Annotated in this window: 19 protein-coding genes and 2 tRNA genes; 8 read left to right on the forward strand and 13 right to left on the reverse strand. The window is 68.2% G+C overall.

Annotated features, from left to right (window positions below; genetic code table 11):
- Positions 1–13: 13 nt before the first annotated feature.
- The 3 genes from ACWGID_RS30590 to ACWGID_RS30600 form a co-directional block, all read right to left on the reverse strand.
- On the reverse strand, positions 14–1,231 hold the full coding sequence (locus ACWGID_RS30590) for an MFS transporter (RefSeq protein ID WP_452202408.1): 1,218 nt from the start codon (positions 1,229–1,231) through the stop codon (positions 14–16).
- 64 nt (positions 1,232–1,295) lie between these two features.
- Positions 1,296–3,074: a vWA domain-containing protein gene (locus ACWGID_RS30595; protein WP_452202410.1), complete on the reverse strand. Its 1,779-nt coding sequence runs from the start codon at positions 3,072–3,074 to the stop codon at positions 1,296–1,298.
- Positions 3,067–4,128 (reverse strand): ATP-binding protein, encoded by a 1,062-nt coding sequence (locus ACWGID_RS30600; protein WP_452202412.1) that lies wholly within the window; start codon positions 4,126–4,128, stop codon positions 3,067–3,069. The genes ACWGID_RS30595 and ACWGID_RS30600 overlap by 8 nt, the downstream gene beginning before the upstream one ends.
- 142 nt (positions 4,129–4,270) lie before the next feature.
- On the opposite strand from ACWGID_RS30600, the gene ACWGID_RS30605 reads away from it, so the two are divergent.
- The gene (locus ACWGID_RS30605) at positions 4,271–6,133 is read left to right on the forward strand and encodes a hypothetical protein (RefSeq protein ID WP_452202414.1); all 1,863 of its coding nucleotides are present in this window, start codon (positions 4,271–4,273) and stop codon (positions 6,131–6,133) included.
- Positions 6,134–6,242: 109 nt separating this feature from the next.
- Here the strand turns inward: ACWGID_RS30605 and ACWGID_RS30610 are convergent, their stop codons facing one another.
- Positions 6,243–6,995 (reverse strand): phosphotransferase family protein, encoded by a 753-nt coding sequence (locus ACWGID_RS30610; RefSeq protein ID WP_452202416.1) that lies wholly within the window; start codon positions 6,993–6,995, stop codon positions 6,243–6,245.
- An 87-nt stretch (positions 6,996–7,082) separates the two neighbouring features.
- Between ACWGID_RS30610 and ACWGID_RS30615 the strand changes: the two genes are divergently transcribed.
- Positions 7,083–7,466, forward strand: a complete 384-nt coding sequence (locus ACWGID_RS30615) for a VOC family protein (protein ID WP_452202418.1) — start codon at positions 7,083–7,085, stop codon at positions 7,464–7,466.
- Between the two features lie 57 nt (positions 7,467–7,523).
- Here ACWGID_RS30615 and ACWGID_RS30620 read toward each other — a convergent pair whose 3' ends face one another.
- The gene (locus ACWGID_RS30620) at positions 7,524–7,913 is read right to left on the reverse strand and encodes a cupin domain-containing protein (RefSeq protein ID WP_452202420.1); all 390 of its coding nucleotides are present in this window, start codon (positions 7,911–7,913) and stop codon (positions 7,524–7,526) included.
- A 700-nt stretch (positions 7,914–8,613) separates the two neighbouring features.
- Positions 8,614–8,684: transfer RNA gene (locus ACWGID_RS30625), tRNA-Gly, on the reverse strand.
- Positions 8,685–8,791: 107 nt separating this feature from the next.
- On the opposite strand from ACWGID_RS30625, the gene ACWGID_RS30630 reads away from it, so the two are divergent.
- The 6 genes from ACWGID_RS30630 (at position 8,792) to ACWGID_RS30655 (ending at position 15,172) form a co-directional block, all read left to right on the forward strand.
- Positions 8,792–8,864, forward strand: a tRNA-Pro gene (locus ACWGID_RS30630).
- A 76-nt stretch (positions 8,865–8,940) separates the two neighbouring features.
- Entirely contained in the window at positions 8,941–10,335 is a 1,395-nt protein-coding gene (tig, locus tag ACWGID_RS30635; protein ID WP_452202421.1) for a trigger factor, read from the forward strand.
- 357 nt (positions 10,336–10,692) lie between these two features.
- Complete coding sequence (locus ACWGID_RS30640) at positions 10,693–11,316, forward strand: ClpP family protease (RefSeq protein WP_452202423.1); 624 nt, start codon at positions 10,693–10,695, stop codon at positions 11,314–11,316.
- Between the two features lie 29 nt (positions 11,317–11,345).
- Entirely contained in the window at positions 11,346–11,957 is a 612-nt protein-coding gene (locus ACWGID_RS30645) for an ATP-dependent Clp protease proteolytic subunit (protein WP_452202425.1), read from the forward strand.
- A 209-nt stretch (positions 11,958–12,166) separates the two neighbouring features.
- Entirely contained in the window at positions 12,167–13,465 is a 1,299-nt protein-coding gene (gene clpX / locus ACWGID_RS30650; protein ID WP_452202427.1) for an ATP-dependent Clp protease ATP-binding subunit ClpX, read from the forward strand.
- A 102-nt stretch (positions 13,466–13,567) separates the two neighbouring features.
- Entirely contained in the window at positions 13,568–15,172 is a 1,605-nt protein-coding gene (locus ACWGID_RS30655) for an alpha/beta hydrolase (protein WP_452202429.1), read from the forward strand.
- Here the strand turns inward: ACWGID_RS30655 and ACWGID_RS30660 are convergent.
- The 7 genes from ACWGID_RS30660 to ACWGID_RS30690 are packed head-to-tail and all read right to left on the reverse strand — an operon-like array spanning position 15,135 to position 23,857.
- Positions 15,135–16,436 carry an aspartate aminotransferase family protein gene (locus ACWGID_RS30660; RefSeq protein ID WP_452202431.1) on the reverse strand — a complete coding sequence of 434 codons (1,302 nt, stop codon included), beginning with the start codon at positions 16,434–16,436 and terminating at the stop codon, positions 15,135–15,137. The genes ACWGID_RS30655 and ACWGID_RS30660 overlap by 38 nt on opposite strands.
- Before the next feature lie 21 nt (positions 16,437–16,457).
- Positions 16,458–17,825, reverse strand: a complete 1,368-nt coding sequence (locus tag ACWGID_RS30665) for a hypothetical protein (RefSeq protein ID WP_452202433.1) — start codon at positions 17,823–17,825, stop codon at positions 16,458–16,460.
- The gene (locus tag ACWGID_RS30670) at positions 17,818–18,618 is read right to left on the reverse strand and encodes an amidohydrolase family protein (protein ID WP_452202435.1); all 801 of its coding nucleotides are present in this window, start codon (positions 18,616–18,618) and stop codon (positions 17,818–17,820) included. Before ACWGID_RS30670 ends, ACWGID_RS30665 begins: the two co-directional genes overlap by 8 nt.
- Positions 18,615–19,388: an amidohydrolase family protein gene (locus ACWGID_RS30675; RefSeq protein ID WP_452202437.1), complete on the reverse strand. Its 774-nt coding sequence runs from the start codon at positions 19,386–19,388 to the stop codon at positions 18,615–18,617. Before ACWGID_RS30675 ends, ACWGID_RS30670 begins: the two co-directional genes overlap by 4 nt.
- Positions 19,381–21,498 (reverse strand): heparinase II/III family protein, encoded by a 2,118-nt coding sequence (locus tag ACWGID_RS30680; protein WP_452202439.1) that lies wholly within the window; start codon positions 21,496–21,498, stop codon positions 19,381–19,383. Before ACWGID_RS30680 ends, ACWGID_RS30675 begins: the two co-directional genes overlap by 8 nt.
- Positions 21,495–22,550: a Gfo/Idh/MocA family protein gene (locus ACWGID_RS30685; RefSeq protein WP_452202441.1), complete on the reverse strand. Its 1,056-nt coding sequence runs from the start codon at positions 22,548–22,550 to the stop codon at positions 21,495–21,497. The genes ACWGID_RS30680 and ACWGID_RS30685 overlap by 4 nt, the downstream gene beginning before the upstream one ends.
- Positions 22,551–22,552: 2 nt before the next feature.
- Positions 22,553–23,857, reverse strand: coding sequence for an ABC transporter substrate-binding protein (locus tag ACWGID_RS30690; RefSeq protein WP_452202443.1), 1,305 nt, complete (start codon positions 23,855–23,857; stop codon positions 22,553–22,555).
- Between the last annotated feature and the right edge of the window lie 91 nt (positions 23,858–23,948).

The raw sequence follows: 23,948 nt of genomic DNA on the forward strand, positions 1-23,948 counted from the left end.
AATCAGTCCAACCTCATCGATCGCCTGCCGGTTCCCGATCGGGCACGTCACGGAGCGTGCGGAGCGGCGACAGTGCGGCGATCAGCAGGCCCGCGAGCATGCCGGCGGAGGCGAGCAGCAGGGTGGGGCGGATCCCGAGGGCGGTGGCGACGAGACCGGAGGCGGCGGCGCCGACGGTCTGGCCGCCGATCACCAGCGTGCGCCAGGAGGCGGTGACCTGACCCAGCAGGTGGGTCGGCGCCAGCGCCTGGCGGAGGGTGCGCTGCGGGACGCCGAACAGCGACATACCGAGGCCGGCGCAGACCTGTCCCAGGAGGATCACCGGAGTGGATCCGGTGGCGAAGGCGGCGCCGGAGACGGACGCGAGCAGGACGCCGGACAGGTAGGAGCGTCCGATACCGACCCGACGGCACCAGGCGCCGGCGACGAGCGTGCCGCCCACCGCCGCGGCGCCGAAGGTCGTCAGGCTCAGCCCGACGAACGCCGCTGACTTGTGCAGCTCGCGGATCAGGTACAGCACGGTCAGCGGAGCCTGCATCGCGCCGGTCATCGCGGCGATCCCTGCCGAGATAACGAGTGGCTGGAGGACCCGATCGCCGAAGAGGACGCGGAGTCCCGCCGAGAGCCGCACCTCGGACCGTTCCGGTGCGGGAGCGCGGGCGGGCTCGCGGATCAGGTACGACGCGATCGCCGACACGACGTACGACGCGGCGTCGATGACGATCGCGAACGGCGCGGTGAGGACCTGGACGAGGAAGCCGGCGACGGACGGGCCGAGCGTGGAGGCGAGGTTGACGTTGAGCAGCGCCGCGCTGTTGGCCCGCATGAGGTCGTCGCGTGGCACGAGCAGCGGGATCATCGTCTGCGACGCGGTGTCGGACAGCAGAGTGAGCACTCCGGTCAGTACGGCGACGGCGTACAGCTGCTCGATCCGTAGTACCCCTGCGGCCGCTGCGACGGGGACTGAGCCGAGCAGCAGGAGCCGCCCTACGTCGGTCCGGATGAGGACGCGCCGCCGCGACCACCTGTCGACCCAGACACCGGCGAGCAGGCCGAACACCAGATGCGGTGCGATCGTCAGCGCCGACAACGCACCCATCTGCACTGCCGACGCCTGCAGGTTCACCACTGCCACCAGCGGCAGCGCGACAGTGGTGACCGCACTGCCGGACGCCGACACCAGCTGTCCGATCCAGAGCTTCCGGAACTCGCCACTCACGATCCACGCCATGGCTGTGAACCTGTCACTCAGCAGAGTCACTCGACTACGGCTGTTCGCCCTGAGCAGACGCAGTTCACTCCACGCGAAACACAGAACCCTTTGCGGTGAAGGGGAGTGTGGCGCCGCGAGGGATCAGCCACGCGTGCTCCCGGCGTACCCGGACGACATCGCACTGGCCGTCGGTGATCAGCAGGATCGGACCGTCGACCGGGAAGTCGTCAGCGCGCTCGAGCAGGTCCACGCCGGGCTGCAGGACGGTGCCACCGCGACCACGGACCTGCACCCGGCCCGCGATGTCGTCGACCGGTACGTAGCCGGCGTCGTAGGCCGCCGCGTCGCAGTAGATGACCCGGGCGGCCGGTACGTCGCGGGCGCGGGAGTACGACGCGATTGCACCGAGCGCCTTGCCGAGCAGCTCCCGGTTCATCGACCCCGAGGTGTCGAGTACGACGCCGTACGTCGGGAGTCGCGTCAGCTCGACCGGACGGACCCAACCCGGGCGCGGGATGTCCGGCGTACCGGACTGGCGCCGGGACGCTCGGGCGTAGGTGCGGGCCTTCTCGACGGCGGGGACGTGCTCCTCGAACCAGCGGGCGAGCTGTGCGTCCCAGCTGAGTGGCGGGTGGTCCAGTGCCCGGATCTCCTCGACCAGGCCGGCTGGCAGGGTGCCACGGGTCGGGTCGTGGTACGCCAGGCCCGTCGTGAGTGCCCGACGGTAGATGTCGTCCAGCCCGGCCGCGCGAGCCGCTTCACCGCTGTGGGGGAGCGGATGGCCGAGTACGTCGCCCATTCCGACACCACGCAGCGTCGCAAGCTTCCGGTAGCGCCGCAGGTCGGTGGTGATGCGGTCGTACACCTCTTCGACGGACATGCCCTTCAGCACCGGGTCGTGCAGTATGCCGTCCGGCATGGTGCCGACACCCATCTCCAGCAGCCAGCCGTTGATCACCAGGTCTGCGGCAACGTTCCACAGGTACGCGTCGCGACCGCCGACGCGCTCGCCGTGCCGCAGCGCGGCGTGCAGCATCTCGTGCGCCATCACGAACCGCCACTCGTTGAGCGTCAGGCTGGAGAGCGGGTTGACGTAGATCTCGCCGACGGACGCGTTGACGGCCGCGGTGTGGATGTCCCAGGCCCGCGCCAGCTCCACCTCGGCAACGATCGTCATGCTGGACGCGATCGCTCCCAGCAACGGGTACGACGACACGAACCAGCCGAGCGCCAGGTCCCAGTCGTCGCGTCCACCGCCGCCGGACGTCAGCGACGAGCGGGCACCACCGGCGACATCAACCGCTGCCGCGGCGGCCGCGGACAGTCCGGCGGCGAACAACTCGCTCCAGTCCGGCGGCTTACCCCACCCGTTCCACCGAGCCGTCTGTACGTCGGAGACGTGGCCGGCGACTCCGAGGTGCTCGAAATCCGCTGGTACACCGGACCGCCGCCAGAGTCGTGCCAGCGTGTCCTCGTCCATCGCTGGGAACTCCACCGGCAGTTCGAGTACCGCCGTACCCAGTTTGAGGGATTTGAGGTAGCGGTTGACCGCTACGTCGTATGCGGCGCTGAGGGCTTGGTCAGGTTCGGGGAGGTCGCGGTTGGCGTGGCCGAGACCGAGGTGGATCAGCAGGTGCGCGAAGACCCACGTCCACTCTTGCGGGGTAGCGCGGCGGGTCCGGTGCGTGTGGATCCGGCCGTTCGAGTCGATGATCGCCCAGGCGTCGGCCGGGCAGGTGTCGTCGCGCTCCGGACTGTGCATCCGGTCGGCCATCGGTGCGAACAAGGGGTGCTGCAAGACGGCGGTCCAGCCTGCCTGGATCGCCTCCAGCGCAGGGTCCCGCTTCTTGCGCTTAGGCACGGGCGGCCACCAGACGCGGCAGGTCGCGGCTGACCTCGACCAGGAACCACGTCGGCAGCACCGGACGGCCGTCGTCGTCGGAGGCGATCACGAGCTGCGCCACCTCGAGCGAGATCTCCGCCAGCTCGACCAGCAGTGCCTTCCCGCGGTGCGCGAGCTGGCGGGCCGCAGGACTCGCGGAGGCCTTGTCGGCGGCCAGCTCCTTGATCAGACGGGCCCGGAAGGTCTCGGCGAGGAAGTACAGCAGGTCACGGTCCTCCGGTGCGGACGGCCAGCCGGTCTCACCCTTGAGTACGGCGTCCAGGCCGAAGGCGTGCCGGACCGTCTTCACGTACGCGCGGAACGTGGACGCGTGCGGCGCGGACAAGGTGCCGAAGGCAAGGACCCGTAGCGTCTCGTCGGTGACGTCGTCGCCGTACGAGTGCAGGGCGTCGGAGAGCATGTGCCAGCTGCGGGGGGTCGAGAACGGCTCCTCGGTCTTCGGCGGGGCGGTCCACAGGTGGTCGGGGCGGTTGCGCAGGTACTCCAGTACCCACGGGTGGATGCCCGCCGTACCGGCCCACTGCAGCCAGTCGCTTGCGGATGCGCGCAGGTGGATGTGCACGAGCCGGTTGACCAGGGCGCTGGCCATCGGACGGGCCAGTGCGTTGTCCGTGGCCCGGTTGCCGGCGCCGATCACCACGGATCCCTCGGGCAGCTCGTACTCACCGATGCGGCGGTCCAGGATCAGCGAGTAGAACGCCTTCTGTACCTCGGCCGACGAGGCGTTCAGCTCGTCCAGGAACAGGCAGTACGGCTCGTCGCGGGCGATCGCCACCGGCGGAGCGAAACGGCTGCGGCCGTCCACGATCTGCGGTACGCCGATGAGGTCCTCGGGAGCGAGCTGCGTGCCCAGGAGCGTCACACACTCCAGACCGAGCGACTCCGCGAACGCGCGCACCAGACTGCTCTTGCCGATTCCGGGTGCGCCCCAGAGGAACACCGGCCGTACCACTGCGACGTGCAGGAGTACTTCGGGCAGTTCTGCCGCCGATACCGTGATTCCCGCCTGCATCCGTCCCTTTTCGCTCGTTGACCGGCTTTCAGGATCCCCTGGCCGTCACGGTGTGTCACCCGGATTTCCACACGGCTTCCGTTACCGGTCGTTACTGGCTAGGGTGCGGCGCGATGTCGTCGCAGTGCCTGGGGGGTATCTCGTGTTTCGTCTAAAGGCTGCCGCAGTCTGCGCCGCCGTACTGCTGCCGTTGTCCGCTTCACCCGCGATGGCGGCCGATCCACCGACGCATCTGGGTGAGGGTGTTCTCGTGCCGGGGCACGCGGCGACTGCTGTCGGGCTGTCCGGTGCACGCGTGGTGGTGTCGGACCCGGCTGTCGTCTACGAGACCAGTAACAACGGGTCGACGTGGACGCCTTCTGGTGGCAGTAGTAGTGGCAAGGCGTTGCAGGTGGAGGGCGCGGCACTGCTGACATTCGACGGTAGTACTGCGAAAGTCGGCGGGCTCACGTTCCCAGCGGCGGACGAGGTCGTGCTGGGGAAGGGCGGAAAGCTCGTCTCACACCGCGCGGCGACTGCTGCGACCGCTGAGGTGTACGACGTCGCCACGAAGGCCAAGGTCGCGGACTTCGCGCCCCCGTTCGCCATGTCGGGCGACACGGTGTGGAAGGTGACCGAGCCGGGACATCTGGACGGCAAGAACCTCACCACTGGTGTCGTGAAGACGGTCTTGGTCGCCGGCGCGTGCACTGTCGACTCTGACGACGTCAACGGCCGCTGGGCGGTGCTGAGCGGGTGCAACCAGGTAGTCGACGTCAGCGGTCCGCAGGCGCCGCGCAACCTGTCCGTAGCGACGGATTCCCAACTGGGCAACGGTTTCGCGGTCCAGGCGTCCGGCTCCGACCTGCTGGTGACGGACCTCAACGACCCGGCTCTGGGACAGCGTCGCTACGGACCGATCCGCACAACCACTCCGAGCTTCCGTGCGGACGGCTCCGGCCTGGCGAAGATCGTGTACGCCGACGCGGCCGGCAAGCCCCGCGTCATCACTCTGTCGTGGCTGACCGACGATCCGCAGGAGCACTCCGACACAGTCGCGCCCGTACTGCGGAGCGCCTCCGCCGGTGACCGCATCCGCGACAACACCAGTCTGTCCTTCGAGTGGGCGTACGACGATCCTCAGGACCCGAACGCGCCGGCCACGGGAGTGGACAGCTACGACCTGCGTATTCAGCAGCGTCCGAACCGCAGTACGCCGTACGGCGCCTGGAACGAGGTACCGGGGTGGCAGGGACTCAAGACGACCGGTGCGAGTCTCACCGCGGCTGTGGGGACCGATACGTGCTGGCAGGTGCGGGCGCGTGACTATGCGGGCAACGTCAGCGCTTGGAGTACGTCGTACTGCAGTGAGGTCGACGGCACGGCTCCAGCGCTTGTCACGTGGCGCATTGGTGACCGCGTCGAGCTGGGTACGTCCGCGACGGTCCGCTGGGCGTACAAGGACGACACCGACATCGCGTCGTACGACGTCGTCTACAAGACCGCCGCGCCTGGTGTTGCGCTCGGCAAGTGGATCTACCCCGCCACGTGGCAGAACACCCGCATCACGTCGATCACGTGGACGCCACGTCTCGGCTGGGACGAGTGCTTCATGGTGCGCGCCCGGGACTACCTGGGGAACCTCTCCGCCTGGTCGGCGCCCATTTGCTCGGCGTCACCCGAGGACGACCGCGCACTCACCTCAGCGGGCACAGTCACCCGCACCACCAGCACTCTGGCCTTCCAGGGCACCACCACGATCCTGAAAGCCAACGGCGCCTACCTGACCAAGGCAACCGAGGCCGGTCAACGCATTGCGTTGGTGGCGATCCACGGACCGGGGCAGGGGCGGGTCGACATCGACCACGCCAACATCAAGATCGGCACGGTCTCCCTGGCCGCCACCACGACAAGCCGAGTGGTCACGTACCTGCCCGTCACGGCCTTCCGGACAGGCGCTCTCAAGATCGTCTCGACCTCAACCGCACCGGCAACAATCGACGCCATCGCCTTCCTCCGCGCCTGACCGCGGCGGGACCGCGAGCTGATCCGTGAGCAGCTCAGCCCGGGTCAGCCGTGGACCACCTCCTGGACCGTGCAGCTGACCGCCGGAGGCCTGACCCTCCGGCGGTCAGTTAGGAGCGGGCTGTTGCGAACGCGGTGCGGAGTACGTCGAATTCGCAGCCGGGGGTGTCGGGGTCGAAGCCGTGTTCGGTGAGCCAGCGGGCGGCGGTGAGGCTTCGGAGGGACCACCAGGCGCGGATCACGTCGACGTCGGCGCCGGCGCCGTACCCCGCGAGGACGTCGGCGAGGTTTTCCTCGTGGCCGAGGGTCAGGATGGCGAGGTCGAACATGGCGTCGCCCTGGCTCGCCTCGGACCAGTCGATCACGCCCGTGACCTTGTCGCCGTCGACGAAGACGTGGGTGATCTGCAGATCGCCGTGGATGAAGACCGGCGTCCACGGGCGGAGCGCGAGTTCGGCGAGCTCGCGGTTGTACGCGATCAGGTCCGCTGGGAGGACGTCGTTCGCGACGAGCCATTCACATTCGTGATCGAGCTTCGCTGCGAGCTCGTCGATGCCCGGGCTCTTCCAGGGCGGCAGCGGCGCGTCGTGCAGTTCGCGGATGGCGGCGCCCGCGGCGGCCCAGGCGGCCGACGAGGCGGTCGACGGTTCGCCGAGGACGCCGAGTGCGGTGCCGGGGACGGCCGCGATCGCGAGTACGGGCGGCTTTCGCCACAGGATCTCCGGCGTCGGGACCGGCACCATGCCCATCGCCTCGACCTCGACGTCCAGCCGCGACTGAACGGCATCGACCTTCAGGAACACGTCACCGACGCGCAACGTCGCACGCTCGCTGTGCGCGACAACGACCTCGACCTCGTCCATGCGGGCCATTCTCGCGAGGACGACCCTCCGCGTCACCGGGATTACCGCTTGGTGGCGGCTGAACCGGAAGTCGGGAAAGCTACGCGCATGGTTTCGGTACTGCAGAACGTCGCGATCGACTGCGCGAACGCCTACGAACTGGCCCGCTTCTGGAGCGCGGTGACCGGCCGTCCGCTGGACCCGGACTGCGAACCGGGCGATCACGAGACCGTAGTGATGCTCGAGGAGGGCCCGCTGCTCTACTTCAACCAGGTCCCCGAACCGAAGACCATCAAGAACCGCGTCCACCTCTGCCTACGCCCCGACACGACCCGCGACCAGGAAGTCGACCGCCTCCTCGCCCTGGGCGCCACCCTGGCCAACGACCACCGCAACCCCGACGGCACCGGCTGGGTCGTCCTCACCGACCCCGAAGGCAACGAATTCTGCGTACTCCGCAGCAAAGCCGACCGAGCCACACCAACCCCCTGAACCCCAGCTGCTCCTACCGCGCTGCGGCCGACCCCGGCGCATAACGCCGTACCGGAGTTATGCGGGTTTGACGATGTCGACTGAGACTTCGACGGCGGGGACGTCGCCTTTGTTCTCCAGCCAGTGCAGGGTGTTTCGGTCCTCGGGCCAGCCGAGGCCGGGGCCGTACTCCGTGGTGGTGCCGTCGCGGTGGTCGGTGATGGTTCCTTGCAGGACGTAGACGGTGCCCGGGCGCCCCGCGTGGTCGTGCAGCGGGCCGAACACTCCACCGGGGTCGATCGTGACCATGCGCATACGGAGCTGATGGCCTTCCAACGCGGGGATCTCAGGACCGAGATCGACCGTGGCAAGCAATTCGACCGAGATGCCCCGGGTCTCCGGCACCGGCTGTTCATCCATCGCACTGCCCTCCCGTTCAGTCGCGTGGAGTTTGAGGCGATTCTCCACCTCCCCGAAGCACTCGCAACCACGTAGACCGTCTCCCACCGCGGTAGTTGGGGAGGATTTCTTGCCATATCGGGCAGGAGATCCTCCCCAGCCCGGCTCTGTCACGCGGGCAACCGGCCGCCTCCGGGGAGCGGTACCCTCGTGCCTCGGAAGCCGCGGGAGTGGTACGTACGTCGGACCCTCGGACTCGGGCCTGGACGACGAGATCGCTCGCTAATCGCTACGCAGTCCAGAAGGGCACGACCTCCTAGACTGCGGAGCTGTGCGACTCGTAGACGGCGACGGGCATGGTCTCGAACTTTGCGTCACCGGCTATCAGTTCCCTGATGCAGCCGACCCTGGCAAGCGGCTCAGTTGGCACATGGTCGAGGGCACGAGACGCCAGGTGTGTCTGTATGGCTACGTGACGCGGCGACAGGCAACGGTCAACCAGGGCTCGCATTCACGGAGCCGAACCTGGCGTTCCGAGTTGCCGGACGCCTGGGATCAAGAGACGGCACCGTTCCCCGATGGGCTTGCAGGGTGATGGGTCGGATCAGTAGCTGAAGGACAGCCCCAAGACGACCGGACCACCAAACTCGCAGGTTTTCGTCTTCAGTGACCTGTGTCACATTGACGAGTGCTTTGGGTGGCGGCGGCGGCGGTTTCGGGGCGGGGACGGGAAAGGCCCCCAGCTGTGGCTGGGGGCCTTTCCGGGGGGAGCGGGTGACGAGAATCGAACTCGCGTAGTCAGTTTGGAAGACTGGGGCTCTACCATTGAGCTACACCCGCGGTGCTCGGACATGATTCCACAGGACCCGGGTGGACTCAAAACGGGTTGTTCGGGGGGCCGGTGGCGCGAGCACTGGTTCGGGTCGACTAGACTTCTGCGGTCACTGCGGGGCGTAGCGTAGTGGCTAGCGCGCCTGCTTTGGGAGCAGGAGACCGCAGGTTCGAGTCCTGTCGCCCCGACAAACCCCCTGCAGCACCGCTGTGGCGCGGGCTGTTGCGTGCCGCACTTGTCACCGAATCAAGGAGAACCGCCACCGTGAAGAGCACCGTCGAGTCCTTGAGCCCGACCAAGGTCAAGCTCATCGTCGAGGTGCCGTTCGAGGAACTCAAGCCGAGCCTCGACGCGGCGTACCAGAGCATCGCCTCGCAGATCACCGTGCCCGGGTTCCGTAAGGGCAAGGTGCCGCCGCAGGTGATCGACCAGCGGGTCGGCCGCGGGCCGGTGCTGGAGGAAGCGATCAACGACGCGCTTCCGAAGCTCTACTCGCAGGCGGTCAGCGACAACCAGGTCAAGGCCATCGGCCGGCCCGAGGTCGACGTGACCGACTTCAACGACAAGGAGAACCTGCAGTTCTCCGCCGAGGTCGAGGTCCGCCCGGAGATCACCCTGCCGGACCTGGAGGGCCTGGAGGCCGGGGTCGAGGACATCGCGATCTCCGACGACGAGGTCACCGAGCAGATCGAGTCGCTGCGTCAGCGGTTCGGCTCGCTGAACCCGGTCGAGCGCGCGGTCGGCGACAACGACTTCATCACCATCGACCTGTCCGCCAGCAAGGACGGCGAGAAGGTCGAGGAGGCCCAGGCGACCGGCCTGTCGTACCAGGTCGGCAGCGGTCAGCTGCTCGACGGCCTGGACGAGGCTGTCATCGGCCTGAGCGCCGGCGAGAAGAAGACCTTCGTCACCCAGCTGGTCGGCGGCGCGCTGAAGGGCGACGACGTCGACGTCGAGGTGACCGTGACCGCGGTCAAGGAGCAGGAGCTCCCGGAGTTCGACGACGAGTTCGCGCAGACCGCGTCGGAGTTCGACACCGCCGACGAGCTGAAGGCCGACGTCCAGGAGCGGCTGGAGCGTGGCAAGCGGCTCGAGCAGGCCGGCGAGGCGCGCGACGCCGTCCTGGAGAAGATCCTCACGCTGGTCGACGTGCCGGTGCCCGAGGGCCTGCTGACCGACGAGCTGGCCGCCCGCAAGGAGAACCTGGAGCAGCAGCTCGGGTACTCCGGGATGACCATGGAGCAGTTCCTCGAGGGTGAGGAGCAGACCCAGGACGAGTTCGACGAGGACCTGAAGAAGCGCTCCGAGGACGCCATCAAGGCGCAGTTCGTGCTCGACCTGGTGGCCGAGCAGCAGGAGCTGAGCGTCAACGACCAGGAGCTCACCGAGCACATCGTCCGGCACGCGCAGCGCTCCGGCGTCAGCCCGGACCAGTTCGCCCAGCACGCGGTCGAGAACAACCTGGTCCCGAGCCTGGTGTCCGAGGTCGTCCGCGGCAAGGCGCTGGCCTACCTGGTGGAGAACGCGACGGTCACCGACGCGTCCGGCAACACGGTCGAGCTGAAGACCCTGCAGCCCGACGGCACGTACGCCGACCCGGAGGCCGCCGAGGCCGAGGCTGCGGAGACCGCCGAGGAGCCGGAGCCGGCCAAGGCCTGAGCCCCAGCAGCACCCGCAACGACCCGGGACCCCGCGAGGGTTCCGGGTCGTTCGCATATTGCGAACCTGTCGCAAGGAAACTGTCGGTTCGAGCACCTAGCGTGGCTGGTGAAACGATTTCCGTCGAGGGGGACGCCAGTGGCCGCGCAGGTGCAGGAGTCTGAGGTACGACGGGACGCGGACCCGCCGGACCCTCGCGAAGTACCTGACGAGGCAACGGCCGACGAGCCCGGATCCGTGGTCCTGTGCGACTGGTGAAGCAGCCGAATTCGCTCAGAGCAGACGAGCGGTGCGCCGTGAGCGAACACCTACGGCCCAGCCTTAGGTCTGTCGCCGCCGACCAGTAATGTCGGGTTCGTGAACGAGACATTTGCAGCCAGCCCCACCGCCGCGGGCGGCAACGGATCCGGCGGACAAGACGACGACATCTACCGGGAGTTGCGCAAGAACCGGATCATCTTCCTGGGGTCCGAGGTTCGCGACGACAACGCGAACGCGATCTGCGCGCAGATGCTGCTCCTGAACGCCCAGGACCCGAATGCGGACATCTGGCTGTACATCAACTCGCCGGGTGGTTCGGTCGACTCCGGTATGGCGATCTACGACACCATGCAGTGGATCTCCAACGACGTCGCCACCGTCGGGATGGGCCTGGCCGCGTCGATGGGCCAGTTCCTGCTCTGCGCCGGCGCGAAGAACAAGCGGTTCGCGCTGCCGCACGCGCGGATCATGATGCACCAGCCCTCCGGCGGTATGGGCGGAACGGCGTCGGACATCAAGATCCAGGCGGAGCAGTCGCTGCACCTGAAGGCGCTGCTGTTCCGGCTGATCTCGGAGCACACCAGCCAGCCGCTCGAGCAGGTCGAGAACGACGCCGACCGGGACCGCTGGTTCACTGCCGACCAGGCCAAGGAGTACGGCTTCATCGACCACGTGGTCAGCAGCGCCGCCCAGCTCAGCCAGGGCAGCCCGAACTCCTGATCTCCCACTCCGTCAGTTAAGGACGCACCATGAACTACTTCATCCCGCAGTGGGAGGAGCGCACGTCGTACGGCGTGCGTCGTGTCGACCCGTACACCAAGCTGTTCGAGGAGCGCATCATCTTCCTCGGCACGCCGATCTCCGACGAGATCGCGAACGCCGTGATGGCGCAGCTGCTGTGCCTGCAGTCGATGGACACCGACCGCGACATCAGCATCTACATCAACTCGCCGGGGGGCTCGTTCACGGCCCTGACCGCGATCTACGACACCATCCGCTACATCAAGCCGGACGTGTCCACGGTGTGCCTCGGCCAGGCCGCCTCGGCCGCCGCCGTGCTGCTCGCCGCCGGTACGCCGGGCAAGCGGTTCGCGCTGCCGAACAGCCGGATCATCATCCACCAGCCGGCCACCGAGGGCACCTACGGGCAGTCCAGCGACATCGAGATCCAGGCGAACGAGATCCTCCGGCTGCGCTCGCTGCTGGAGAAGATGATCTCCGACGCCAGCGGCAGGGACATCGCGGACGTCTCCCGCGACATCGAGCGGGACAAGTTCCTGACCGCCGAGCAGGCCGTCGAGTACGGTCTGATCGATCAGGTGTTCGAGTCCCTGAAGGCCCCGCTCCCGGCCGGAGTCTGACTCCGGTTCGCGGGCCCGGGAACTGTCAAGGGCCTGACGCGTTCGCCACCGGCGTAGTCACAACCCGGTGGCGAGCGCGGCTTTTCGGCCCCGGACGGGGTACCGTCAAAACGCGGCTCGGGGTCTCCATGGCTCCCCATGAATCCCCGGTCCGTGCGGCCCATGCCCTCCCGGCCCTGTTCGATTGCGCATAGAAGGGATCTGTCCCGGTGGCACGCATTGGTGACGGCGGCGATCTGCTCAAGTGCTCGTTCTGCGGAAAGAGTCAGAAGCAGGTCAAGAAGCTCATCGCCGGTCCCGGCGTCTACATCTGCGACGAATGCATCGATCTCTGCAACGAGATCATCGAGGAGGAGCTGAACGAAGGCTCCGAGGTCGGTCTCACCGAGCTGCCGAAGCCCCGGGAGATCTACGACTTCCTCAACGCGTACGTCGTGGGTCAGGACGTGGCCAAGAAGGCTCTCGCGGTGGCTGTGTACAACCACTACAAGCGAGTGCGTGACGGCCAGGGCGCGTCCAGCGCGGGCCGGCACGCGAAGGACGAGGCCGTCGAGCTGGCCAAGTCGAACATCCTGCTGATCGGCCCGACGGGCTGCGGCAAGACGTATCTCGCGCAGACGCTCGCCCGGATGCTGAACGTCCCGTTCGCGATCGCCGACGCGACCGCGCTCACCGAGGCCGGCTATGTCGGTGAGGACGTCGAGAACATCCTGCTGAAGCTGATCCAGGCGGCCGACTACGACGTCAAGAAGGCCGAGACCGGGATCATCTACATCGACGAGGTCGACAAGATCGCCCGCAAGAGCGAGAACCCGTCGATCACCCGCGACGTCTCCGGCGAGGGTGTCCAGCAGGCGCTGCTGAAGATCCTGGAAGGGACGACGGCCAGCGTGCCGCCGCAGGGTGGCCGTAAGCACCCGCACCAGGAGTTCATCCAGATCGACACCACCAACGTGCTGTTCATCGTCGGTGGCGCGTTCGCGGGCCTGGACCACATGGTCGAGCAGCGGGTCGGCAAGAAGACCATCGGCTTCAACACCGCTCCTGAGACGGAGAAGCCGAAGGAGCTCGGCGGGTACGCCGACGTGATGCCGGAGGACCTGCTCAAGTTCGGTCTGATCCCCGAGTTCATCGGCCGGCTCCCGGTGATCACCACGGTGTCCCCGCTGGACCGCGAGGCACTGATCAAGATCCTGTCGGAGCCGAAGAACGCGCTGGTCAAGCAGTACCGGCGGCTGTTCGAGATCGACAACGTCGAGCTCGAGTTCACCGACGACGCGGTCGAGGCGATCGCGGACCAGGCGCTGCTCCGCGGCACCGGCGCCCGCGGCCTGCGGGCGATCATGGAGGAAGTCCTCCTGAACGTGATGTACGAGGTGCCCAGCCGTGAGGACGTCGCGAAGGTCGTCGTCACCGGCGAGGTCGTCCTGGAGAACGTGAACCCCACGCTGATCCCGCGCGACCAGATCGAGCGCACCAAGCGCGACCGGCGCGAGAAGAGCGCCTGACAGCAGTCCACAGAGGGAGGCCGGGTCCGCCGCGAGGCGGGTGCCCGGCCTCCTTCTCGTGGTGGACGCGACCGGAGCGGTCACCCGCCTACGGTCGGTGACATGACGCCCAGAAGAATCCTTCGAAGACTGTCTGTCGCCGGCGCGGCCCTGGTGCTGCTCACGCCGATGACCACTGCGGTTGCCCAGGCGCGAACCGCCGTACCGGAAATTGCGTGGGGGAGTTGTGGTGCCGATCCCAAGCTGAAGGCGTTCCAGTGCGCGACCGTCGAGGTCCCGACCGACTACGACCACCCGCGCGGGTCGACCACGACGATCGCGCTGACCCGGCTGCCGGCCGGCGACCCGGCGCACAAGGTCGGGACACTGTTCACGAACCCCGGTGGTCCGGGTGGTTCCGGCGTCGACTTCGTCCAGGCGGCCGCACAAGCGATCTATACGCCGGAGCTCCGGGCGAAGTTCGACATCCTCGGCTTCGACCCGCGGGGCGTCAGTCGCTCCGATCCGACGACGTGCTACCCGACGGCCGCCGACGAGTCGAAGGCGATGGCGAACGTCCCGCCGTTCCCGGTGACGGCGAAGGAGGACCGCCAGTTCATCGTGGACGCCGCCAAGGTCGCCGTGAACTGCCGGACCACGTCACCGGACCGGCTCGCGCACTACTCGACCGCGAACGTCGCCCGGGACATGGATCTGCTGCGCGAAGCGGTCGGCGACGACAAGCTCTCGTACGTCGGCTACTCCTACGGCACGTACCTCGGGGCGACGTACGCCAAGCTGTTCCCGAACAAGGTCCGGGCCCTCGTCCTGGACGGCACGCTGAGCCCTGAGGCCTACTCCGGCTCGAACGGTGACAAGGCCCCGCTCGGGGTCCGGCTGAAGCAGGGCGAGGGCGCGTCGGACACGTACGAGCAGTTCCTTGCCGAGTGCAAGAAGGCCGGCGCGGACTGTGTGCTGAACAAGCTCGGTGACCCGAAGACCGTGGTGGAGGACACGCTGGCGCGGCTGAAGACGCAGCCGGTCGACGTCCCGCTGCCGGACGGCTCCACGGTGAAGGTGACGTACGCCGTCGCAGTCGCGATCACGTTCCAGAACCTCTACGACCCGCACGGTTACCCCGCCCTCGCGGACATGTGGGCCCAACTCGCGAGCACGAACAAGGCCAAAGCCGCGACCAAATCCAAGGCGCCGCAGGCGGTGATCGAGTGGAACCGCCGCAAGGAGGACTACACCACGTCGATCGGCAGCGCTTTGCAGCCGTGCGTCGAGGCGAAGCAGTCCGGTCGCCCGCTCGCCTATCCGTCGTACGCCGCGGCCGCGGACAAGCGGGCGCCGCACTTCGGGGCATACCGCACGTGGATCGGCATCCAGTGCGAGTTCCTGGGGATCCGCGACACCGATGCGTTCCGCGGCCCGTGGAAGAACAAGGTGCAGGAGCCGGTGCTGGTCTTCGGCACCCGTCACGACCCGGCCACGCCGTACGAGTTCACCCGCCCGTACGCGAACCTGTACCCGGACGCGCGGATGGTCACGGTCGAGGGCTGGGGACACACGACGATCGGTCAGAGCGCTTGCGCCGACCGGATCACCACCGACTACCTGACCGAACTGAAGGCGCCGTCCGACGGGGCGACCTGCACGCAGGACCGCAAGCCCTTCGATCCCCTCCCTACAGGGAAGACAGCACTGAATCTGCTGCCGCAATAGTCTCGTCGACCTGGTCCGCGGTGTGCTCGGTGGACAGGAACCACAACCCACGCGGGACGATGCTGATCCCGGCAGCGAACAACCCGGCGTGGAACCGAGCCATCGCGGCCCGGTCGCAGGCAGCGAACGACCGGTAGTCCGTCACCGCGTCCTGGTCGGTGATGTAGGTCTGGAACACCGGACCGGGGCCGTCGACGAGCAGCGGTACGCCGTGTCGTGCAGCGGCCGCGCGCAGGCCGGCCATCAACCGTTGGCCTGCCGCGGTCAGCGGCGGATAGACCGCGTCGCGGTTCTCGTCGAGATGCGTCAGTACGGCGTCCGCGGCGGCCATCCCGACGGGGTGTGAGTTGAACGTCCCCGCGTGCGCCACCTTCCCGTCCGCGATCGTCCCCATCACCGCGCGCGAGCCGACCAGCGCGGACACCTGCATCCCGCCGGCCATCGCCTTCCCGAACGCGGCCAGATCCGGTATGACGCCGAGCAGCTCGCCGGCGCCACCGGGGGCGACCCGGAAGCCGGTGATGATCTCGTCGAAGATCAGCAGCGACCCGTGTTGCTCGGTCAGCGAACGCAGCCCTTCCAGATAACCGGGCTGCGGCGTAATGCAGCCGGTGTTGCACAGCAGCGGTTCGAGGATGACGGCAGCGATCTCGTCGCCGCACTGCTCCATGACCGAGGTGACAGCAGGAAGATCGTTGTAGGGCAGCACGATCAGGTCGTCGGCGTCGTGGCGCGGCTGGCCCGCCGTACCGCCGACTGCGGTCGGATGCCGGGCGTCGCCGGCGAGTGCGAGGTCGGGGTGCACGCTGTACAGCACCGGGTCCAGCCAGCCGTGGTAGTTGCCTTCGAACTTCACGATCTTTGGCCGTCCGGTGTGTCCCCGGGCCAGTCTGATCGCGCCGTGCACCGCCTCCGAGCCGACGCTGTTGAAGCGCACCAGCTCCGCAGCGGGGACCATGCGGCACAGGCGTTCCGCCACCTGTGCCTCCAGCTCGTGCTGGGCCGCGTACGCGACGCCACGACGTACCTGGGCCGACACTGCGTCAGCGACGAGAGGAGCGGCGTGGCCTAGCAGGTTGGGGCCCTGGCCGAGCACGTAGTCGAGGTACCTGTTGCCGTCGACGTCCCACAGCTCCGCACCGCGAGCGTGGTCGACGAACAACGGCCGGTCCGCGCGGCGTGCATCGCTGGAGACCCCACCGGCGATCACCTGCTTGGCTCGCGCGTACAGGCGGTCGGCGTGGTCGTGGACCCTCGTCTGCACAATGTCCTCCAGGGCGGTCGGTCAGTCGAGTTTCTCGGTGAGTAGGCGGAACTGCTGGCGCGGACGGCCGCCGGCGGTCGACCGGGCCGGTGGCAACGGCCAGGCGAGACCTGCCTCCACCAGCTCCTTCAACATGCGCCGACCGGTCCGCTGGGTGACCTGCATGATCGCGGCGACGCTCTCGACGTCGACGACCACCTGCTGGCCGGTAGTGGAGCTCATGGCAGACGCGATCGACGTGACGATCTCCAGCGCCCGCTGGTCGATCTGCGGCGCACCCTCGACGGGAGTGGAGTCCGTCGTCGCCGGTCCTGGTTCAAGGTCCAAACGGTCGCCGCCGCCGTCCAGGTACACCGCGACCTTCCCACCAGCGGCAACCGAGTCTTCGACAGCCATCAGCGCGTTTGCCTCGGCTGCGCGGGCAGTCTGCCCCGTTCCGGCACCAACAGCGACCGGTACGCCGAGTTGCGCGGTCAGTGCACCAAGGAACGGTGCCACCGCGAACTGCTCGGTCAACCGCACCAGAGCGCCGTACGTCGTCGTGACCAGGAACAACGTGTCGGACCGGCGAGTCACCGACGCGCCGACCTGGCGTGCCTCGGACAGCAGCTTCTGGTGGGTCAGCAACGCCAGCTCCTGCTGCCAGTAGTCACCCGACTCCGCCCGCGACCCACTGGTCGGAATGACCTGTACGGCGATCATCGCCAACTGATGCGCGCCCATCCGAGTGCCCTGGCCAAGCAGAACCGCGGTCTCCAGCGCGTCCCGCACACTCGACCGGGTCGGTGCGATCCGGAGTACCGGTACGCCGTCCGCGAGCAGTTCACGCTCCACCGACAGGATCGTGGTCAGCGCCACCGTAGTGTGCTGCCGCTGGAACTTCTCCCGGTGGAACGCGGCGAACCGGGCCACGGACTCGGGCCCCTCGTACGGCACGTCGTACACCTCGGCGGTTCGCAGTCCGATCTCGCGGTACGCCTCGGCCACGTCGGCGAGGGACAGCGAGTCGATGCTGACCCGGCTCAGGTCCACGCCATCGATCGTCAGTGAGGCGCGCAGCAGGGCGGCGTACAGCGCAGCGCCGGTCAGGGGGAGGTGCGTGGACGGAACGGTGAGCCAGTGGCCGGTCGTTGCCAGGTCGAACGCCCACGGGCCGGGGAACACAGCCGAGTCGATGCGGTCCCGCAGCCGGAGGTACCGCTCCTCGGCGTCGGCCTGGTCGTCGTACCCGCCGCTCAGGAACCGGACACCGGGCACCGACCGCTCGGCGACCTCCTGCCCGACCTCCGCCATCGTCTTCACCAACCGGCGTGGCCCGAACAGACCCACCGTCACCGACGGCAAGCGCTCGCCGGACACCGGCTCCGGTTGCTGCGTTTCGTCACTCATCGCCAACCTCTGGTTCCCCCGGTAGCGGCCGCCACCGGAACAGCTTGCGGGCGTTCCCGCTGAGAACATCTTGACGTTGGCTCTCGGTCAGCGGTGCGCACACCACCCGCCCCAGCGACATCCGCTGATCGATGAACGGGAAGTCCGAGCCGAACAGCACCCGGTTACTGCCCACCTGGTCGACCATCGACCGGATCAGCGGCCCGGTCATCTGCGAGCCGCACACCTCCAGCCACAGCGACCCGTACCGGCTCGCGGCCGCGATCGCCTCGTCGACCCCCGCCGGGGTGATCCCGGCATGTCCCAGGATCACCTGCGCACCCGGGAACCGCTCCGCGACCGTCTCGAACAGCACCGGCGAGTCGTACGGCGAATGGTGCTCGGAGTGGCTCAGCACCGGGCAACCCGTCGACGCGGCGAACTCCCAGACGGCGGCGTACCGGGCGCCGGTGACCGGGTAGCGGTGCAGGCTCGGGTGCACCTTGATCCCGACGAAGCGCTCGTCCGTCGCGAGCCGGTCCAGCTCGCGCTCCGGGTCCTGCCACGGGTTGATCACCGCGTACGCCGCGATCCGGCCGGGATGCGCGTCGACGGCCGCGAGGGACTGCGAGTTGCCCAGGTGCGCGTCCTGCTGGATCGCCCGGTTCGCCGCGAGCACCGTCACCTCGGCCCCGGTCCGGTCCATCACCGCGACCATCGTCGCCGCGTCCGGCTCGGGGATGTAGAACAGCGAGTAGGGGCCGAGGTGCGCGTGCACGTCGACGATCCGGTACGTCGGCCGCCGCCCGATCACGAACGACCTCCAGCGGTACGCCGGACGCGGAACAGGCGACCCGCATTCCCGGACCCGACCAGGCGGACCGTCGCGTCGTCGACACCGGACCACGCCAGCCGAACGACGCTCTCACCGGGATCGCGAACCCCGAGACCGGTCGCGAACAGCAGCCGGTCGGCGAGGTCGTGGGCGGCCAGCCACTCGACGCCTTGGTGCGCGGCGAAGTCGACGAGGTCGACGTGCAGGTTCGCGTGACCGGTCAGCGCGGCCCAGAGCTCGCGGAGCTTGCGGTAGCCGAGGTTCGACACGACGACCGGGAGTTCCGGGAAGCGGGTCGCGATCGCGGTCAGCTCGGGCCAGGTGATCTCGGCGGCGTCCACGCACAGCGGCAGGTGGTTGGTCTCGAGGGCGCCGTACAACTCGTCAAGGAGGGCGGGGGAGTAGCCGTGGGACAAGGGGTGGATGCGGAAGGCGGCGACGCCGTCGTCCACGGCGCGATCGACCAGCGCGGTGAGCGAGTCGAGCTCGCCGGCTGTCGCGGGGACCGCGCTCCAGCAGGCCAGGACGCCGCGGTCGGCGAGACTGTGCGCGACGGCGGAGGCTTCCGCGTTGCCGCCGATCGGGTCGTGCAACCAGGACGCCATCGCGCTCACCAGGGCGCCCGACAGCGCGTAGCGGTCGAGGTGCGCGGCGATCGCGTCGCGGTCGGTGGGCGGCAGCAGCGAGGCCGGGTGCGCGCCGGTGACGATCCGCGCGTCGAACCAGCCCCTGGTCACGTCGTCACTCATGCCGAACCCCGTCAACGGTCCAGGACCCGGCGTACGGGAGCGTCAGGTGTGCCCAGCCGTCCTCGAGCGCCGCGTCGATCACCATGTCATTGAGACGAATCTCGTCTGCCGCCCGAACCCAGAGCCCGCAACGCCCCGAGCAGGTGACCTCGAACCGCACCGCACCGTCGGACACCGTCGCGAGCGCGTCGACCGAATCGGTGGCACGGAGCAGCGCCGGCAGCTCGGTCACCTTCCAACCTGTTGCCCACGACAACTTCCGGTCGACGGTCCGCGTCCATGTGGACCGGCCGATCCGGTCGACCGTTTCGCCGATGGTGATCACCAATTCGCCATCGACGCGCTCGGCCGAGACGTGCGTCGGTTCGCCGCCGGCGTGCGGGATCAGAACGGTGGTGAAGTTACCGCTCGACCGCCCGAAGGACAGTGTGTACAGCGGCCCGTACTCAGCGGCCTTGCGATCGGGGAACGGCCGTCGCGCCACCCCTTCGCTGAGGTCGACATCCGCAGGTCCGCCGGCCGCGATCAGCAACAATCCCGGTCCGTCAGCCGCCGAAGAGTCGTACGTCGAATGGCCGATCTCACGCCACGGATGCACCGCCTGCCAGCACGCCCGGAACGTGTGCGGCCCCGACGCCTCGTCCGTCACCACGACGTACGCCGGCTCCTCGCGCACCATCGCAATCGTGCGCGCCTGCGGTACGCCGTTCCCGTGATGCCGACCGGAGAACACCGCGACCACGCCTGTGTCGACCAGCGGATCAACCGTCACGCCACGATCGGTCGACAACTCGCGACCGTCGACGAGCACCGTGTTGTGACCCCGCCCCGACTGGAACCAGGTCAGGTACTCCGGGTCGTCGTAGCTCGGCGGACCGCCCGCCTCCCACAGCAACGGCTGCTGCCATCCGTCCAGCACGAGATCCAGTACGGCGCGGTGTGAGTGCGACTCCAGTTCGTGCTCGACGTGCGGCCCGTGATTGATCACCGCGCGCAGTTCGTCGCTCCGCAGGATCGTGTACCCGGATTCCGGCAGAACAGTTGCTGCGGGCAACTTGAGACTCGGTGCGCCGGTGATCTCCCGCGAGTGGAAGGACGCCGCCTCGACGGCGAACTCCTCTGCCGACAACCACTGCGCGGCGAACCGTGCAAGCGCCGGATCGTCCAGCAGGTAGCTCCCGCGCACCAGCGACGCGGCCGGCCACTCGACCCCGCTGTCCTGTAGGTGCGGCAGCCACCCGCCCGACGACACCAGCTCGACCATCCAGTGGTGCATGGTCGCGAACCGTGGATGTCCTGCCACCGCCGGATCGATTCGCGCCGCGGTCTGCAGCGCGGTCAGCACCATCCGGTGGTAACCGGGCGACCGCTCGTAGTGCCCACCATCGGGGTAGATGTCCAGCACCAGGTGCTCCTCGATCCGCTGCCGTGCCCGCTCGGCCCACGCCGCCGACTCCACGAGTGACGGCAGTACGGCGCTGAGATGCAGCAGTTCGGTCGCGCACACGAGCTGCCAGTTCCCGTGCCGGAAGACGTCATGCTCGTCGTATGCCCAGCGTGCACCGCCGACCAGGGTCGCGACCAGTCGCCCCCAGACACAGTCGGACAGCGGCGACGTGGTCAGCACCTCGAGCGTCGGCAGCAGGCTCCGGCAGCGCGCCCAGGTACCGAGCGAGTACCAGATGGCGTCGAGCCCGGGCCATTCGCCGGTCACCGAATCACGGTGCTCGACCCAGTCGTCCAGGTGCCGTTCGAAGGCCTGCAGATACCGTTCGTCACCGGTCAACAGCCAGGCGTGGACCCCGGGCGCCAGCCACCCGAGGTAGTGGAACCCGTACAGCTGCGAGCGGCCGCGCCCCAACCCGGTGACCTCGACGCCGTCGAGCAGCGGAGCAGCAGCGGTCAGTACGGCGTCCGCGGCCGGCGTGGACCGGATCGCGTCGGCCCACTCGGGCAACGGCCACGCGGGACGCCGGAGCTCACCGGCGACAAAGGCCCGGAGCCCGGCGAGATCGGTGGCCGGCGACCCGAACGCCTTGAGGAGATCGTCCGTCCCGATCCGGTTGATCCGCCCGTCGATATGCCGCGGCTTCTCAGGCCCCGTACTCATGCCGCCCCTGGATCGGCGAGCATCGAGACGTCGACCGGCTGCCGGGTCTCGATCGACTGGTGCGCAGCCTCCAATACGGCGGTGACGTTGCGGCTGCTCTCGATCGTGATCAGCGGTTGCCGCCCGGTCCGGCTGCAGTCCACCCAGTGCGCGATCGCGTCGGCGTACGCACCGGACGGGATGCCGTGCATGACCCGCTGGAGCATGTTCCGTGGGTAGCTGTACCCGTCCGGTTTCGCCAGGACGACGCTCTCCTTCTGGCGATCCAGCTGGACGACACCGTTCTCGGCGACGACCGAGACGTAGGAGTCGACGGTGGTCGGGAACGTGTTCGGGTAGATCCACGCCGACTCGAACGTCGCCACCGCGCCGCGCGAGTACTCCGCCTGGATCTGGATCGCGTCCGGGGTGTCGATGCCGAGCGACCGGAGCTTTCCCCAGCGGGCGGTCGCGTAGACCCGGCGTACCTGGTCGCGGAGCAGCCAGGAGACCAGGTCGATGTCGTGGCTGGACAGGAACCAGGCGCAGGTCGTGCGGTCGGCCCAGGACAGCATCTCGGTCGGCACGAAGATCGTGTCGTCCTTGCGGGCGTATGCGACCGCGGCGTCACCGAGGTCCGCGAGCAGTTGGTGGGCCTGCGCGTACGCCGGCACCCAGCGGTGGTTGAACAGGCACATCGCGACGACGCCGTGCTCGCGAATCGCCTGCACCGCCGCGTCCGCCTCGGCGACCGAGGTCGTCATCGGCTTCTCCACCAGGATGTGCTTCCCGGCCTCGGCGGCGCGCACCATCATCTCGCCGTGCACGTCGTCCGGGGTTGTGAGCACGACGGCGTCCACCGTGTCGTCGGACAGCAGCGCCGCCAGATCGGGATGGACCGTGGGGCGCGGTACCCCGCGGCCGGCGATCTCGTCGGCCAGTTGCCCGGCCGACTCCGCCGACCTGCTGGTCACCGCGGTGATCTCGGCGTCGGCCCGGCCGGACAACGACAACGCGTTGCCACGCCCCATGATCCCGGCCCCGACAATCCCGATCCGCAGCACGTCCGTCACGTCTACTTACCCTTCGCCAGAGTGTCGTTCCACGCCTTCTCGGCGTCGTCCAGTGCCTGCTTCGCCGACTTCGTGCCGGACATGTACGCCCGGACCTGGTCGTCGAACAGCTGCCTGAGCTGCTCGTCGTTCCCGGAACCCATCGACGCGTCCACGCTCTGCTTGAAGGTGTCGACCAGGATCTTGCGGGCCTGGTCGGCCGGCGTCGTCCCGGTGATCTGGGTGAAGAACGGGTCCTCGAGGGCCTTCACCGACGACGGGTAGATCGGGACCAGCTTGCAGAGCGCGAGCTGCTGCTCGGGCGCGGCGACGTACTTGAGCCAGGCGGCTGCGGCGGCCTGGTTGTCGGACTTCGCCGGGATGCCCATCACCTGCTGGCCGGGCATGTAGAACTTGCCGTCGGCGCCGAGTGCCGGCGGACCGACCACGATCGACGAGTACACCGCGGGTGCGTTCTTCTCCACGTTCAGCAGCGAACTGGACACGGCGGCCGGGTTGAACGCGATCAGCTTGTTCTCCAGCGACTGCGGCAGGTCCCGCGGGTTCTCACTGAGCGCGCCGGGAGCGATCGCGCCCGAGCTGAACAGCGGCTTGAACTTCTCCAGCAGCGCGAGCGTCTGCGGGGTGTTGAACGCGGCCTTCTTGCCGTCCTCCGACAACAGCGCGACGCCGTCGGCCTGCACGACGCTCGAGTACGACATGAAGTTCGTCGCCGACTTCCCGGTGGCGTCGTGGTACTTCGTCGCGAGCGCGAGCACTTCGTCGTACGTCTTCGGTGGCTTGGCCGGGTCGAAGCCGGCCTTCGTCAGCAGGTCCTTGTTGTAGAACGACAGCGACGTCCCGCCGTTGTACCAAGGGATCGCGATGCGCTTGCCGTCGACAACCATCGGCTCGGCCAGGTTGGGCAGGTAGGCGGCGACGTCCTGCTCGCTGAACAGCGAGTTCAGGTCCGCCATCGACCCGGCGAACAGCCCGCTCGTCGCGGACGTGAAGTTGACGACGTCCGGCACCTTCCCGCTGGCGATCGCCGCCAGCAGCTTGGTGGTGATGTCCGCACCCGGGACGTCGACCCAGTTGATGTGAACCTTCGGGTGTTCCTTCTGGTAGGCGTCGATCCACTTCTGGATGTCCGGCCCGTAGTTCTTCTGCAGGTTGATCGTCCACCACTCGACGTCGCCGGAGTAGGCGTCGCTGGACTTCTGCTGCGTGTCACCCCCGCCGGCGGGACTGCCGGACACACAGCCGGCAAGGGCGAGAACGAGTGTGGCGACCACGGTGAGTCGGAGTCTGTGCAGGGGTCGGGCCATCGTTGGCTCCTCGAAACGGAATGTCCTAAACCTGGCTTACAGACACCAGAGTGTTCGCCATCGAACGGCGCGAGTCAACGGAAGAAGCCTG

It is taken from the genome of Kribbella sp. NPDC054772, from assembly GCF_053611945.1.

What these genes read in the sequence shown, in the direction of transcription:
- ACWGID_RS30590 (WP_452202408.1), bottom strand. Translation starts at nt 1,231, where the DNA reads ATGGCGTGGATCGTGAGTGGCGAGTTCCGGAAGCTCTGGATCGGACAG.
- ACWGID_RS30600 (WP_452202412.1), bottom strand. Translation starts at nt 4,128, where the DNA reads ATGCAGGCGGGAATCACGGTATCGGCGGCAGAACTGCCCGAAGTACTC.
- ACWGID_RS30610 (WP_452202416.1), bottom strand. Translation starts at nt 6,995, where the DNA reads ATGGACGAGGTCGAGGTCGTTGTCGCGCACAGCGAGCGTGCGACGTTG.
- ACWGID_RS30615 (WP_452202418.1), top strand. Translation starts at nt 7,083, where the DNA reads ATGGTTTCGGTACTGCAGAACGTCGCGATCGACTGCGCGAACGCCTAC.
- ACWGID_RS30645 (WP_452202425.1), top strand. Translation starts at nt 11,346, where the DNA reads ATGAACTACTTCATCCCGCAGTGGGAGGAGCGCACGTCGTACGGCGTG.
- ACWGID_RS30655 (WP_452202429.1), top strand. Translation starts at nt 13,568, where the DNA reads ATGACGCCCAGAAGAATCCTTCGAAGACTGTCTGTCGCCGGCGCGGCC.
- ACWGID_RS30665 (WP_452202433.1), bottom strand. Translation starts at nt 17,825, where the DNA reads ATGAGTGACGAAACGCAGCAACCGGAGCCGGTGTCCGGCGAGCGCTTG.
- ACWGID_RS30675 (WP_452202437.1), bottom strand. Translation starts at nt 19,388, where the DNA reads ATGAGTGACGACGTGACCAGGGGCTGGTTCGACGCGCGGATCGTCACC.
- ACWGID_RS30680 (WP_452202439.1), bottom strand. Translation starts at nt 21,498, where the DNA reads ATGAGTACGGGGCCTGAGAAGCCGCGGCATATCGACGGGCGGATCAAC.
- ACWGID_RS30690 (WP_452202443.1), bottom strand. Translation starts at nt 23,857, where the DNA reads ATGGCCCGACCCCTGCACAGACTCCGACTCACCGTGGTCGCCACACTC.